The sequence below is a fragment of the Natronosalvus halobius genome, from assembly GCF_024138145.1.
Lineage (GTDB): Archaea > Halobacteriota > Halobacteria > Halobacteriales > Natrialbaceae > Natronosalvus > Natronosalvus halobius.
In genome coordinates, this window is record NZ_CP099998.1 from 1 (window position 1) to 13,820 (window position 13,820).

11 protein-coding genes and 1 pseudogene are annotated in these 13,820 nt (G+C 55.6%); 8 read left to right on the top strand and 4 right to left on the bottom strand.

From position 1 onward, the window contains the following. Nucleotides 1–408: 408 nt before the first annotated feature. From NGM15_RS16985 to NGM15_RS17000, 3 genes are all read left to right on the top strand, one after another. Nucleotides 409–1,320 (top strand): ParA family protein, encoded by a 912-nt coding sequence (locus NGM15_RS16985; protein WP_253438668.1) that lies wholly within the window; start codon nucleotides 409–411, stop codon nucleotides 1,318–1,320. Between the two features lie 14 nt (nucleotides 1,321–1,334). Then, a complete protein-coding gene (locus NGM15_RS16990) occupies nucleotides 1,335–1,766 on the top strand; it encodes a DUF8160 family protein (RefSeq protein WP_253438671.1) in 432 nt (143 codons plus the stop codon). Nucleotides 1,767–3,116: 1,350 nt separating this feature from the next. After that, a complete protein-coding gene (locus tag NGM15_RS17000) occupies nucleotides 3,117–5,066 on the top strand; it encodes an archaea-specific SMC-related protein (protein WP_253438674.1) in 1,950 nt (649 codons plus the stop codon). A 38-nt stretch (nucleotides 5,067–5,104) separates the two neighbouring features. Here NGM15_RS17000 and rdfA read toward each other — a convergent pair whose 3' ends face one another. Continuing rightward, nucleotides 5,105–5,776 (bottom strand): rod-determining factor RdfA, encoded by a 672-nt coding sequence (gene rdfA / locus NGM15_RS17005; RefSeq protein ID WP_253438677.1) that lies wholly within the window; start codon nucleotides 5,774–5,776, stop codon nucleotides 5,105–5,107. A 483-nt stretch (nucleotides 5,777–6,259) separates the two neighbouring features. Continuing rightward, on the bottom strand, nucleotides 6,260–7,033 hold the full coding sequence (locus NGM15_RS17010; RefSeq protein ID WP_253438680.1) for an enoyl-CoA hydratase/isomerase family protein: 774 nt from the start codon (nucleotides 7,031–7,033) through the stop codon (nucleotides 6,260–6,262). Between the two features lie 156 nt (nucleotides 7,034–7,189). Here NGM15_RS17010 and NGM15_RS17015 point away from each other — a divergent pair. From NGM15_RS17015 to NGM15_RS17030, 4 genes and pseudogenes are all read left to right on the top strand, one after another. After that, nucleotides 7,190–7,467, top strand: a pseudogene (locus tag NGM15_RS17015) (7,8-didemethyl-8-hydroxy-5-deazariboflavin synthase subunit CofG); the annotation flags it as partial. 268 nt (nucleotides 7,468–7,735) lie between these two features. Continuing rightward, nucleotides 7,736–8,488: an IclR family transcriptional regulator gene (locus NGM15_RS17020; protein ID WP_253438683.1), complete on the top strand. Its 753-nt coding sequence runs from the start codon at nucleotides 7,736–7,738 to the stop codon at nucleotides 8,486–8,488. Between the two features lie 304 nt (nucleotides 8,489–8,792). After that, nucleotides 8,793–9,572 (top strand): SDR family NAD(P)-dependent oxidoreductase, encoded by a 780-nt coding sequence (locus tag NGM15_RS17025; protein WP_425494495.1) that lies wholly within the window; start codon nucleotides 8,793–8,795, stop codon nucleotides 9,570–9,572. Between the two features lie 81 nt (nucleotides 9,573–9,653). Continuing rightward, nucleotides 9,654–10,061, top strand: coding sequence for a RidA family protein (locus tag NGM15_RS17030; RefSeq protein WP_253438688.1), 408 nt, complete (start codon nucleotides 9,654–9,656; stop codon nucleotides 10,059–10,061). A 16-nt stretch (nucleotides 10,062–10,077) separates the two neighbouring features. Here the strand turns inward: NGM15_RS17030 and cofH are convergent, their stop codons facing one another. Together cofH and NGM15_RS17040 are read right to left on the bottom strand one after the other, a co-directional pair. After that, entirely contained in the window at nucleotides 10,078–11,442 is a 1,365-nt protein-coding gene (cofH, locus tag NGM15_RS17035; RefSeq protein WP_253438691.1) for a 7,8-didemethyl-8-hydroxy-5-deazariboflavin synthase subunit CofH, read from the bottom strand. 145 nt (nucleotides 11,443–11,587) lie between these two features. Beyond that, on the bottom strand, nucleotides 11,588–12,751 hold the full coding sequence (locus NGM15_RS17040) for an acyl-CoA dehydrogenase family protein (RefSeq protein WP_253438694.1): 1,164 nt from the start codon (nucleotides 12,749–12,751) through the stop codon (nucleotides 11,588–11,590). A 196-nt stretch (nucleotides 12,752–12,947) separates the two neighbouring features. On the opposite strand from NGM15_RS17040, the gene NGM15_RS17045 reads away from it, so the two are divergent. Further along, nucleotides 12,948–13,808, top strand: a complete 861-nt coding sequence (locus tag NGM15_RS17045) for an LLM class flavin-dependent oxidoreductase (protein WP_253438697.1) — start codon at nucleotides 12,948–12,950, stop codon at nucleotides 13,806–13,808. Nucleotides 13,809–13,820: the final 12 nt, after the last annotated feature.

Here is a 13,820-nt window from a genome sequence, read left to right on the forward strand (position 1 = left end):
CATGAGTCAGTGAATCAATGAAACAATGAGCCAATGAACCAATGAATCAAGCATTCCCAAATATATTGAATAACTGAATCACAGAGTATCTGACTCTAAGAGTCTAATAACTTTGTGTTGAACTTATTGATTCCATGAATCAGTGAAATTGTGAATCGAGAGAGGGGAGAGCAATAGACCGAAAGCTCAGCAACTCCCAGGAATGCAGATCAGGAACTGAATGAATACGTGATCCAATGAGTTCAGGAAGCCAGTATTCACTGAATCCATGAATCAGTGAGATTTGTTCAACCGTCGAATTTACGGCATACAGCGTACGTAGCCGCGATATTCGCCAGAAGAGGTAAAAGAGAAACGCAGCAAATTGTCTGACGAGGATTTATGAGTCATTGATTCAATGATCGAATCATGTCCGAATTACCTCGCGGATGGGGCGTTACGCCATCGACTGAAATCCCGTCGATTGCCTTCGGGAATCAGAAAGGTGGAACCGGAAAAACAACGGCGACAATTAACAGCGCAGCGGCGCTGGGCACTCGTGGCCACGATGTTCTAGCAATCGATATGGACCCACAGGCCGACATGACGAAGGGTCTTGGACTGGGACCAGGCGACGAAAACGACCCATCGAGCCCAAAGAACGACCTTCCAAACACACTTGTTACCGATGACGCGAACCTCCTGGACGTTCTCGTCGACAATCCGCGTACTCACGATACTCGGCTTTCGGAGATCGTGATTGAAGCCAACGAGTTCGACCACCTGAACTTTGATCTCGTTCCGAGCCACAAAGACATGGGCCTTGCTCGAGATTGGATGGACGATTCGAACGCCCGCCTCTCGTTGAAAATCGCCCTTGAGGGACTGGTTGAGGACGGATACGACTACGATTTCATCCTCATCGATTGCCCTCCTGATCTCTCGGTCTTGACAGATGCAGCGTTTATCGCAGCACAAAACGTCTTCCTGGCTGCACAAACCCAGGCAACATCACGCGATGCCCTGGACGACCTGTGGGATCAGCTGGAATCGATAGAGGACAACCAGCAAATAGAGATCGCAATCGTCGGGCTCCTGGCGAATATGTACCGAGACGACGGCCAGTCACAGAAATTCCTGGATGAATTCGACGAGTCGTTCGCATCGATGGCACCAATTTTCAAACTCCCGATGCGAGTGGCAATCCAGCGCGCTTGGGACAATGGACAAGATATTTTCGAATGGGAGGACGCGAACGACCAACAGGTGGAGCGCGACCTCTTCATAGAGGTTGCAGAGACCATGGAACAGGCATTCGACAAAACGCAGGTGGAGGTGTAAATATGCCTCGAGGAATGGACGAGCGATTCGAAGATCCGTCAGACGAAGATAGTGACGCTGTTACTGAGGAAGAGACCACGAGGACGCCGGAATCAGAAGGACAAGGTCGTGAGACAACTGCGGTACCCGAACAAGAATCAAAACCGCAGAGGGCCGCTACCACGGCCGATACAGATTCCTCAAGCAGGGAGGTAGAAGAAGCAGGCGACGAACCGCTGAACATCCGCAAGGATTGGGATTCAGCTACGATCTATGTTGAACCTGAGCAAAGTGAGGACGTCGAGATCACGTTTACCCGCCTGAAAAAGCAACTCAAGCGGGAAGACGTCACGTTGGAGAAGAACAAACACTTCTACCGCGGCGTCTTCGAGGTGGCATTCGGCGAGCACCGAGACGAAACGAAGGAAAAAATACGCGAACTCGCCAAGCAAGACACCGATCAGTGAATCAATGAATCAATGAGTTACTGAATTTTGACTGCTGCGATGCCGAAGCTTTGGTACAAGTTTCTCAGTGTTGTTATTTCTCGTTCCTTTGAACCCTATAAACCACCAGTCGCTATACCATTGAGTTATTCACAGGGGAAGGAAGACCAGCCCTCATAGTTGTTAGCAGTCTCATTGCTTCAATAATTGGACGGCTAGCCACGTATCGCTCAGAAGCTACGCCATACGTGGCTCACCGGAGAATCTCGGTTGATCGGTACAGACTACACTGACGCCCTTCACCCACTGTTTACCGAGCGATCTTGAAATCCATCTCGGTCGATTAGGTTAACTTCGGTGACGCTTCGTCGGAGCTTCGGAACTCGGTTTCGCTTTTTTATCGGCAGTCGACAGTTCGTGATTGAGTACTCGACAACGCAAGTGTTTCAAGAGATGTACGCACGGCCGTCAGGCGCCCCCTCACGTGCGATATTTCCGATCTCGGTGGTCGGCTTGTGGACTATTTGTTCAATTCTTGTTGTAACCCCCGGAGCTTGTATTCGCGGAATATTGCGTCGAGTTACGGTGAGGGGGCAACCAGACCGTGGTTCGATAATGTCACACGCACGGCGGTGTTCTAACCAGAGATTGACGGAGCGAGGCGCTGGAATTCGTGGGAGATATCCAAACTCGACCGCCTTAACGAATCTTGCACAGAAATTCAGTTAGGGTTCGTAAAGCAAGAAGCGACACCGCGTGAGCTAATGTACCTCAGTATCTAGCCCCATTTTCGTATATCGTCACTTTTGCATACTGTTTGTGTATTCGATTATTTTGGTGTCAAACGGGTTCGACCCACCGTTCACAACTGGGTGCCGAAGGTGGACGTACATCTTACATCCGGCATGTTACCGGACCACGTCACCGTCGACGAGATAGGGATCCAAGGCACGACCAGTGTTACTGGCTGTACGCCCCCGTCAATCCTGAATCAACAAATTCATTCATCCCAGATCTTCCCGGCGCAAATTACCGCTGTCAACTCGAGGGTCCTTGCCGAACTTTCCAAGAAATACGAATCTCCGATGCCGTATCTCTCGTCGATTCCCCACCGTGGCTACAGGCTACACTGCACAACCACGGCTTCCAATTTCGATACGAACGCCACAGAAATCGGCACGCCACCGAACGTGTCTTTTAGCAAGTATGACCACAAACATACTCGTTCAGAAACTATTTCAGAACTGCTGATTCAATAACCGCAGAAACATGGCTCCAGAGTTTTGCACATTGCTGGAATCAGCTTATCTGAACAACACCACACGAATCAACGATCAATTATTTATTCATCCCTCCAATACGTAGGGATATATGGCGAAGGCAGAGACGACAGATAAGACAGCAACTGTACACGCACGTAATATCGGAGGTATCGACGAAACAGCGGTCGATCTCACCTCGGGAATTTCGATTCTGACCGGCCGCAATGCGACGAACCGCACCTCGTTCTTGCAGACGATAATGGCTGCACTGGGGAGCGACAACGTCTCACTCAAGGGCGATGCCGACGAAGGAATGGTCGAGTTGACAATCGACGGAAACACCTATCAACGTACACTACGCCGGAAAAACGGGACAGTCGTCTTCAGTGGGGACCCCTATCTCGAGGACTCGACGACGGCTGACCTGTTCTCGTTTTTGTTGGAATCCAACGAGGCGCGCCAGGCCGTCGTCCGAAGTGATGACCTCCGTGACATCATCATGCGGCCTGTCGATATCGACGAAATCGAAGCTGAGATCGACCGACTCGAGAGTAAACGTACCGAGATAGACGATCAGCTCGAGGAACTCGACTCGTTAAAAAAGGATCTCCCAATGCTCGAGCAGCGGAAACAAGAGATTGAGTCCGAGATAGAGGAAAAGCGAGCCGAGTTGGCCGAAAATGAAGCGGAACTCGAGTCGATGGACGCTGACGTCAGCGAGACGCGAGCGGAAAAAGACGAACTCGAGTCCAGGTTAGCGGATCTGCGCGATCTTCGGTCCGATCTGGAATCCGTCCGATCAGATATCGGCATGCAAGAGGAGAGTATCGCATCGCTCCAACGCGAGCGAGCGGAAATCGAAGAGGAGCAGGACGAAATTCCTGAGACGCCGATGGAGGACCGCGCACATATCGATCAGCAGATCGAGACGCTGCGCGGGAACAAACGAGCCCTTGAAACCCAACTCAGCACCCTCCAGGACGTTATTCAGTTCAACGAGCAGATACTCGGGGGCGAAGAGTCGGCCGTTACGGAGGCTCTCGGAGGAGAGAACTCGGACCAGGGTGCTCTCACGGATCAGTTGGTTGAAGACGATTCGGTCGCCTGCTGGACATGCGGCAGTGAAGTCGACCCCGAACGAATCGATGAGACGGTCGATACGATCCGGTCCATCTGTCAGGACCAACTCGAAGAGATCCGCAAGATTGAGAACGAACTCGACGACCTTCGCGCGGAGAAACGCGAGCGGGAAAAGCAACAAAGGCGTCGCGAGTCTCTCGACAGAAAGCTGGCTGAAATCGAAGACGAAATCGATCACAGAGAATCACGGGTCGAGGAGTTGCGCGACCAGCGAGAGGAACACAGCCAGGCGGTCGAGACCGTCGAGGCGGAAGTTGAGGAGCTCGAATCGGAGGATTTCTCGAACGTCCTCGACCTGCACAAGGAGGCGAACCAGCTCGAATTCGAGTTGGGTCGGCTGGAATCGAAACGCGACGACGTCACCGACCGAATCTCATCCATTGAGAGCCGACTGGACGAAGAATCGATGCTTCAGGATCGTTGTGCGGAAATCCAGGACGAACTGGAACGCCAGCGAACGCGTATCGACCGGATCGAACAGACTGCTGTCGAGGAGTTCAATAAGCACATGGATGAAATCCTCGATATCCTGGGTTACGAAAATCTGGCGCGGATTTGGATCGAGCGCGTCCAGAAAACGGTTCGAGAGGGACGTCGAAAGGTTGAAAGATCGGTGTTCGAACTCCACGTCGTCCGTACCACGGACTCGGGAACGACCTATGAAGACACCATCGACCACCTATCGGAGAGCGAACGAGAAATTACCGGTCTCACGTTCGCGCTGGCAGGGTATCTGGTACACGACGTCCACGAGACAGTCCCGTTTATGCTCTTGGACTCCCTCGAGGCAATCGACGCCGACCGGCTCGCCGAACTCGTTCCGTATTTCGCTGACTATGTGCAGTACCTTGTCGTCGCGTTGCTGCCCGAAGACGCACAGGCGCTTCCAGACCGGCACGATAGAGTGACAGAGATTTAACTGCCAATTCGGGTGCCAGTTGTCAAACGCCTCGCTATTCATCCTTGATTGGAACCGTCGTCGGGACAGTTACAGCCCCCATTTCGGAGCAATTCGATGACGCCGTACTGGGTCTGACAATCCTCGCAAAGTACGTTGATTGTGATGAACAGACGAAACTCACCAAGCGTGATCTGGTTCGTATTGCGGAGCTGTTCGAGGCTGCTCTCGGTGACCGAGGTGGTCCGCGTTTTTAAGCGCTGCAGTGTTTCGGTGACGGTCTCGACGCGGGTGGTATCAGTATCGCGCGCGTACTCTACTTCGCGGTACTCTTTGAGATACGACCGTATCGCCTGGTAGGACACGAAATCGCGCTCTAACTCGTCGACGTCGACGCCTGCCTGTTCGAGCCGTTGTCGAGCCTCAGTTTGGTTCCCGCTGCTTACGTTGTCAGCTGTCAACAGACGATAGAAGTTGGTAATTTCACCGTCAACCGTCGACATACCGGCGGCGGTCATTGCTGCTTCGAGTAGGCGCTTGTTGAATCTGTCGGCGAGTGTGCGTAAACTCTCCCGTCGATCACCGTCTGCCGTCCAGAGGTCTGCTAACTTCTCTCCGTACGTCGGCCCTAACTGGTAGGTCTCGATGAGCCTCGCGACCTTGTTGTCGCGCGGTGTCGTAGATCTCTCGTCCGGAGTCGTCCGGTCCGTGTCCCCGTTCTCGCCTGACATTCTACTCAAAGGTAGACCCAGGCGGTTGATATAATTCCTGATTCTCTGGGTTCGATATGGAAGTCGAGAGTTGCTGTGCAGTCATGGACACTCGGAAAAATAACAACCATAGTCCTGTTATCGGTGGCTATCGAAACTATCACGACTGGACTGGTGACCCCTTGTGGCCAAGCTCCGAGATAGTCGGCGTGTTTTTACAAACACCCTGTTCTGAGCCTCGTTATCCGGTGATTCTCTCGTTCAAACCTCGACAGTGATTTCACCGATAATGAACAGCGGTTCAGGTTACAGGCATGTCCAGATCTGCGTATAGCTCCGCTTAGTTCCAACTATCGGGTGCCGCACCTCTATATCCACATATTGTCGCTCTGTCAAGTGTTTTGATCCTAGTAACGTGCCTGGGCAAGCAGCATGTCGCTACGGAGATACGGAGCTAAAAACAGGAGAGTGAGAAGAAGGCTGGAAAACGGCGGACATCGACGGTTACTCGACGACCCACTCCGGGTCGCGGTCATTGAGGTGGGCGTCGACGCCTTCACGATAGTCGGGGTCATTGCGTGCACTTTCGAGCGATATTCGCTCGAGGTGTCGCTCAGCGGCGTCCGGCGTCATGTTCGTGCTGGCGTAAATGCCGTCCTTGAGTTTCTTGATGATGCGTGGACTCTTGTTGACCAGCGTTTCGACGAGGCCGTCCACTTCTTCGTCCAATTGGTCGCGTGGCACACTACGGGTTACGAGGCCAATGTCGGCCGCCTCTGCACCTGAAATCGTCTCGCCCGTCATCAGTAGTTCGAACGTCTTTCGAAGTCCGACCTGCTGGAGCAACATCGGTGGCGAGAAGTGATTGACGATACCGAGGTCGACTTCTGGCTGACCAATGTGGGCGTTGTCCGCGGCGATAACGAAATCCGACCGTAATAGCAGATCGAACCCGCCGCCGAGTGTGATCCCGTCGACTTTGGCTATCGTCGGCATGCCGAGGTTTCGCATCGTCGTGAACAGCTCGTCCCAGCTCTCTGTGAAGTACTGCAAGGAGTAGTCGACTTCTGGAATTTCCTTTACGTCGCCACCGGCAGAGAACGCCTTGTCCCCGGCACTCTGCAGGACGACAGCCCTGACGGCGTCGTCCGTTTTGTACGCGTCCAGCTCGTCGATGATGGCGCGCTTGGTTTCTGAATCTACTGCGTTCAGTTTGTCTTCGCGTTCGATCGTGACGTAGGCTGCGTGGTTCTCAACCGTGAACGTCGCGTTCACCATACCCAGTATCACCCAACTTGAGCCTATAAAAGTACCCCTCCTTGCCCACGGTGGTTATTAGTAGGAGTCACTGCAAACAGCTGTGATCGCTCATGTGCACACCAGATACAGCTATGGGGGCTCCATGATGCCGACCAGAGAGCCGTCGAGTGACTACTGACGGTCGATCCAGGCAACGTCGACCCAGCGCCTGCACTCACCTATTTTCGAAACGTATTCGTGCCACTGAAGTCGGCCTGTCGGTAGACCTGTACGTACTGCACCTACTACGGCCCGCTCGGAGGCCGACCTTTTACAACCCGATGAGATTCGCAATATCGTCCGCCGTGGTGCCGACGCTGGTTGGCCTGAGGCGCTATTCACGTTCGGCGATGGCTCCTCGCCGATATACGGCGATTCACGAGTCACCAGCCGAAGGGCAGCAATGCTCTATAGCAAGTACTTCTGTGAATCAACCCGTCGTCGCTAACGAATAGCCGCCAATATTTTTCGGGCACCATCACTCCGGCACAGTAACGCGTTCGAGCGGGACGTTCTGTCGAATATTTCACCAGGATTCGCCAGTCGGAACCTAGAACACGAGTTGCAATGATTCATCAATGCTGAACGGATGTTCAGGCCACAGTATCGTGATGATCAGTCACAATCCTTAATATAGGGGGCATCTATAAACGATACAGAACCAATGGAGAATTGTGATGCATGAAGTACGAAGTGAAGGCGGGAACAAAACTGTTCACAATTATTGAAACGGTCCAGCGCCTCGACGAGCCCACCCTCTCTAAAATCGCGGCCGATCTGGATTTTCCGAAGAGTACGACGCATAACTACCTTAAAACGCTCGAGGAAAACGGATACCTGATCGACCACGACGGCGTGTACCAGCTCAGTCTCAAGTTTCTCGACCACGGCGTCCACGCCAAGCGGAAACTGAGGATCGCGCGTAAGGTGCCACCGGTTCTCGATCAGCTCTCGGCGGACACGAACGAGGCAGCATGGCTAATGGTCGAGGAACGGGGGTACTGCGTCGGAGTCGAGAAGGCGCTCGGTGAACGGGCGGTCCAGACCTCCGGCCGGATCGGTCGCCACACGCGGCTGCATTACCATGCCCCGGGGAAGGCTATACTTTCGAAATTTCCACAGGACCGCGTCGACGACATCCTGAACCAACAGGGTCTGCCACAGAAGACGGAGAACACGATTACGGATTACGACGAACTGATGTCAGAACTGGAGACCATCCGAGAACACGGTGTCGCGTTCGACGTCGGTGAGGCCATCTCGGGGATCCGCAGTGTTGCCGCGCCCGTCGTGTGTGAGGGGGTTGTCGAAGGAGCGGTTGCAGTCGTCGGGCCGAAGAACCGTCTCAAAGGCGAGCGATTCAGACAGGAGATCGCTGACCTGGTCTCCGGCGCCGCCAACGAACTCGAGCTACGACTGCTGTACGACGATTAGTAATCTCGCTGGTCGCGCCTGTCAGTGTGAATTGACCGGCGAATCCGCCCTTCATTCATTGGTATCGCTATCGTTGGTCGCTACTGTCCTCTCGTCTTCACGCAACTTCGCGTTCTCGGTATGTGTCTTGACTACCGACCGTCGGCAATAGATGTGGTTTCGTAGCGAGTCAAGACGTTAGAATTGAAAAACCGGACTGTTGCCCGTTGACCACGCTCCAGCTCGGACGCCGAACAGATACTTACCCAGATTGTTGTAAGCAGTATTATAAAAACGAATTAGATGGGGGGCGACGGTTACTGAGATGATGACCAAACCGAATACCACGATCGATCTCTCCGACAGTGTTGCTGTCGTCACGGGTGGGACGAGAGGTATCGGGCGCGCTATCGCCGAAACGCTGGCTGGGGCAGGGGCTGCAGTCGTCCCGACGTCGCGTACCCAAAGCGACGTCGACGACGCTGCGGCGCGAATACGTGAGCTGGGGAGCGAGTCGTTGGCCATCTCCACTGACATTACCGATGGGGCAGCGGTCGCTGCCCTGTTCGAGGAGACGGCCGACGAACTCGGCAGCGTCGACGTCGTCGTCAACAACGCGGGTATCAACCCGGTCTCGGCCATGGGCAGGCCAAATACGGTCGACCCCAAGGACTTTCGGTCGGCCATCGATGTGAACCTCCAGGGAGCGTTTACCTGCACCCACGAAGCAGGTGAGTACCTGCTGGAATCGGAGGGCGGGAGTGTCATTAACGTCGCATCAATTTCCGGCCTCGTCGGGACGAAACGCCAGCACGCCTACGTTGCCTCCAAGCACGGCCTCGTCGGCCTGACGAAGAGTGCGGCGCTGGACTGGGCGCCGGACGTGCGGGTCAACGCTATCGCACCGGGGTACGTTTCGACCGAACTCACCGAGGCTATCGAAGAAAACGAGGACCTCCACGAATCCATTCTGGCGGACATTCCGAACGGCCGCTTTGCTGACCCGCAGGAAATCGCGAACGCGACAGTGTTCCTCGCGAGTGACATGGCCTCGTATATAACTGGTGAGTGTCTTGCCGTCGACGGCGGGTGGACGGCGAAGTGACTGCGCCGATGCTGTTCGGGGCGCCACGTTTATTATCACTTCCTCGGTAGTCCGTACTGTCACACCGCACGAGTAACTCACATGGACAAAGAAATCATCAATCCCGATTCGCTCGCACCGCCACGTGGATTTAACCACGGCATCAAGGTCTCCGACGGCGACCTCCTCTTTCTCGCCGGGCAAGACGGTGCCGACGAGACCGAAACCATCGTCGCTCCGGACGACCTGGTTGGCCAGTTCGAACAGGCCCTCGAGAACCTCCAGACGGTCGTGCAGGAAGCCGGCGGCACGACAAACGACATCGTCAAACTCAACGTGTTCGTCGCGGATCGCGATGATTACGTGGACAAACTCGACCCGCTCGGGGAGGTGTTTGCTGCGTATTTCGACGAGTACCCCACCATGGCGCTGTTCGAGGTAAACAAGTTCTTCAAAGAAGACGCGCTGATCGAACTAGAAGGGTTCGCGGTCGTCGATTCCGAAGCCTGAAACGGCGATTCCCTGTTCATTCGATCATCGCAGACCGCTTTTCGGGCTCGACGAGCGGCGTGCCGTCGGCTTTCGGCCCGAGTATCGGTCCATGCGTCTTCGCAGACAGGTCGAGCCGTCGGCGCTGTCGGTAATCGGTCGATCGCTCGACCGGCACTCTGCCGATGGCCGTTATCATGTCCACGTACTCCGCGAAAGACCGAAACTCGCCGTGCGAGCCGCCGGCCCGCTTCGTTATCTCCTCCGACAGGATGGTTCCCATGAAATCATCGGCTCCGCAGTTCAGCATCTTCAGCCCCTGTGTGTCGCCGTATTTCACCCACGAAGACTGAATGTGATCGACGTTGTCCAGGTAGAGCCGCGAGACGGCAATCATCAGTTCGTCCTCGTCAGTACTGGCCCCGCCATCGACCATCCCCTTCTCGTACAGCGGCGTATCTGGGTAGACGAAAGAGAGCGGGACAAACTCGGTGATGGCACCGGTACGGTCCTGTAATTCGCGGACGACGTCTAAGTGCTCGACACGATGGGCGGCGTTCTCAACGTGACCGTACATGATGGTGGCCGTCATGTCGAGCCCCACCGACGCGGCGGCTTCCATTGCATTCACCCAACCACCCGTGTCGATCTTCCCGGGACAAATGACATCCCGGACTTCGTCGACGAGTATTTCCGCGGCAGTCCCCGGGACGCTGTCGAGACCGGCGTCTCGAAGCTGGCGGTACACATCCTCGTAGGACCAGTCGGTGCCACGTCGCGCGTGAGCGACCTCTTCGGGCGTCATCGAGTGGACGTGGACACCATCGACGCTCATCGCTTCGACGTGACGGACGTAGGTCTGTGGATCCGTCTCGTAGTGATCGGATGGCCTGTAGTTGATTTCTGCCCAATCGCTGGCTTCCAGAATATCGCGATGGTCCTCATTGAGAGCGAACGCGGGATGGAGGCCAGAAACGGACGTCACTTCGTAGATGCCGCGCTCGACGGCGTCGCGAACGATCTCGCGTGACTCCGTAGGTGTCTTCGTGAACCCGTTGTGGTCGATTTGGGTATTCGATTCGAACTCTCCGGCAGGGTCTTTGAAATTGCAGAATAGACACCCAGTGTTACAGGCGGTCGTGAGATTGTTGTTGAGATTGGCGACAAACGTCACCTCGCCGCCCACCACCTCGGCGCGGCGATGGTCAGCGGCTTGCAACACCTGCTCTTTCCGAGCCGGGTCAATACCCTCCGTGTCGGTCCCGGTCGTGATGAGTTCGATTCCGTCGGCGACCATCAACCGCTCGCCCGCCCGCGCTTTCTCCAGGGCGTTCTCAAAAGATTGGTCGGTCTCGGGGCGGGTCTCGAAGTGGTCGTCGTCGAGCCAATCGGTATCAGTCAAATGCCGTCGCTGTGTCATCCTATCACAACCCATCGAACCAGGCTATTTAAATTGTACTGTCACTGATCCGTCGTGTCTGGGCGCCACCAGCTCGTGGCCAAGATGTTGTGGACACGAAAACGGCTCGAAAACGGCTCGAAAACGGCTATTCGAAGGCGGGGATATCAGTCAAGTCGTGGCCCAGAATCAGGGTGTGGATATCGTGGGTGCCCTCGTAGGTGTAAACGGTCTCTATGTTGGCCATGTGGCGCATCGGCGGGTAGTCAGCGGTTATGCCGTTGCCGCCCAGCATCTCCCGGGCGATTCGTGACTGGTTGCGAGCCATCCGAACGTTGTTACGCTTGGCCATCGAGACGTGCTGCGGGCGGAGGTCGCCCCGTTCTTTGAGTTCGGCCAGCCGATAGGCTAACAGTTCGCTCGTGGTGATCTGGGTGGCCATCTCAGCGAGTTTTTCCTGCTGGAGCTGGAAGCCACCGATGGGTTTGCCGAACTGTTCGCGGTCGGTCGCGTACTGCTGCGCCGTCTCGAAGCAATCTTTCGCGGCGCCGACGACGCCCCAGGCGATCCCGTAGCGTGCCTGGGTGAGACAGGACAGTGGACCCTTCATGCCCTCGACATCCGGCAGAACGTTGTCTTCTGGAATGTGGACGTTGGTCAGGCCAATCTCACCCGTGATCGACGCTCGCAGTGAGAGTTTCTCGTCAATCTTGTTTGTGGTAACACCGTCGCGATCAGTCTCGACGAGAAAACCACGCACCGGATTGTCGTCGGCGGACCGATCTTTCGCCCAGACGATGGCGATGTCGCTAATCGGTGAGTTGGTAATCCAGGTCTTCGAGCCGTTGAGGACGTACTCGTCGCCGTCCTTTTCGGCATACGTTTCCATGGCCGACGGATCCGACCCATGCTCGGGTTCGGTCAGGCCGAAACACCCAACCTTCTCGCCGGCTCCGAGCGCGGGGAGCCACTCGTCTTTCTGCGCCTCGCTCCCGAACGCGTGAATCGGGTACATGACCAGCGCACCCTGGACTGATGCCATAGAACGCAGTCCGGAATCACCGGCTTCGAGTTCCATCATCAACAGCCCGTAAGCCGTCTCGCTCAGGTTCGGCAAGCCGTAGCCGTCGAGATTTGGGGCATAAAAGCCCATCTCTCCCATCTCAGGGATGAGATCTTTCGGGAACGTACCGTTGATCCAGTGCTCGCCGATATCAGGTTTCACCTCGTTTTCGACGAAATCGCGGGCCGTTTCCTGTACCAACTGTTCTTCGCTCGTCAAGTCTGTCTGGAGATCGACGTAGTCTATCATGGCCGGGCCGAGTATCCCACTCTGGGAGACAGAAAATAATAATTCTATGGGTTACCGCCTCGTCAGGCGGCCACGGTCGTTATCTCTGATAGCTTTCTATTACGAAAATAAACCGGTAGCAGTGCTGGCGAGTGTCGACACTCGAAAATCGTGGGGAAACGATTATATATAAACAACCGAAATGATCGGACCATAGATGCAGGTAGGCATTGGACTCCCCAACACACTGACTGGTGCCGACGCAGATTTGACGCTGTCGTGGGCAAAACGAGCCGAAGCCGGACCGTTCTCGAGCATCGGCGTCTTCGACCGCATCGTCTACGACAGTCTCGATCCGCTGTCGACGCTGGCCGTCTGTGCGGGTGCCACCGAAGACATCCGTCTGGCGACTTCCATCGTCGCGGGACCGGTTCGCAGCACAGGACTGCTCGCAAAGAAAGCGGCCACAGTGGACGTACTCTCGGATGGCCGACTAACTCTCGGCGTGGCACTCGGTGCCCGAAGGGAGGACTACGAGGCTGCCAACGCAGAATTCCGGGGTCGAGGTAGCCGCTTTACGAAACAACTCGACGAACTTCGGGATATCTGGCAGAGCGACGAGATCGGCCCGGACCCTGTCCAGGAGGGCGGCCCCGAACTGTTGATCGGCGGTTCGAGCGACCCAACGTACAAGCGAGTCGGCCGCTACGGCGACGGATACATTCATGGCGGCGGACCGCCGCGAGCGTTCGCGAAAGAGGCCGAGAAAGCACGGGGTGCCTGGAACGAGGAAGGCCGGCCGGGTGACCCGACGCTATGGGGCCACGGCTACTTCGCGCTCGGCGACGACGAGGCCGCCGAGAAGGGCCGCGAGTACCTGCTCGATTACTATGAGTTCACCGGCCCGTTCGCCGAACGCATTGCCGATGGCTTGCTGACGACGCCCCAGGAAGTCATCCAGTTCGTCCGTGGCTACGAGGAAGAAGGCTGTGACGAACTCCTGCTGTTCCCAACGGTGCCGGACATAGAACAGTACGAGCGACTCGAGACGGTCATCGAGAACGAATGGGACGCGTGAACGACTGGACAT

What these genes read in the sequence shown, in the direction of transcription:
- NGM15_RS16985 (WP_253438668.1), top strand. Translation starts at nt 409, where the DNA reads ATGTCCGAATTACCTCGCGGATGGGGCGTTACGCCATCGACTGAAATC.
- NGM15_RS16990 (WP_253438671.1), top strand. Translation starts at nt 1,335, where the DNA reads ATGGACGAGCGATTCGAAGATCCGTCAGACGAAGATAGTGACGCTGTT.
- NGM15_RS17000 (WP_253438674.1), top strand. Translation starts at nt 3,117, where the DNA reads ATGGCGAAGGCAGAGACGACAGATAAGACAGCAACTGTACACGCACGT.
- rdfA (WP_253438677.1), bottom strand. Translation starts at nt 5,776, where the DNA reads ATGTCAGGCGAGAACGGGGACACGGACCGGACGACTCCGGACGAGAGA.
- NGM15_RS17010 (WP_253438680.1), bottom strand. Translation starts at nt 7,033, where the DNA reads ATGGTGAACGCGACGTTCACGGTTGAGAACCACGCAGCCTACGTCACG.
- NGM15_RS17020 (WP_253438683.1), top strand. Translation starts at nt 7,736, where the DNA reads ATGAAGTACGAAGTGAAGGCGGGAACAAAACTGTTCACAATTATTGAA.
- NGM15_RS17025 (WP_425494495.1), top strand. Translation starts at nt 8,793, where the DNA reads ATGATGACCAAACCGAATACCACGATCGATCTCTCCGACAGTGTTGCT.
- NGM15_RS17030 (WP_253438688.1), top strand. Translation starts at nt 9,654, where the DNA reads ATGGACAAAGAAATCATCAATCCCGATTCGCTCGCACCGCCACGTGGA.
- NGM15_RS17040 (WP_253438694.1), bottom strand. Translation starts at nt 12,751, where the DNA reads ATGATAGACTACGTCGATCTCCAGACAGACTTGACGAGCGAAGAACAG.
- NGM15_RS17045 (WP_253438697.1), top strand. Translation starts at nt 12,948, where the DNA reads ATGCAGGTAGGCATTGGACTCCCCAACACACTGACTGGTGCCGACGCA.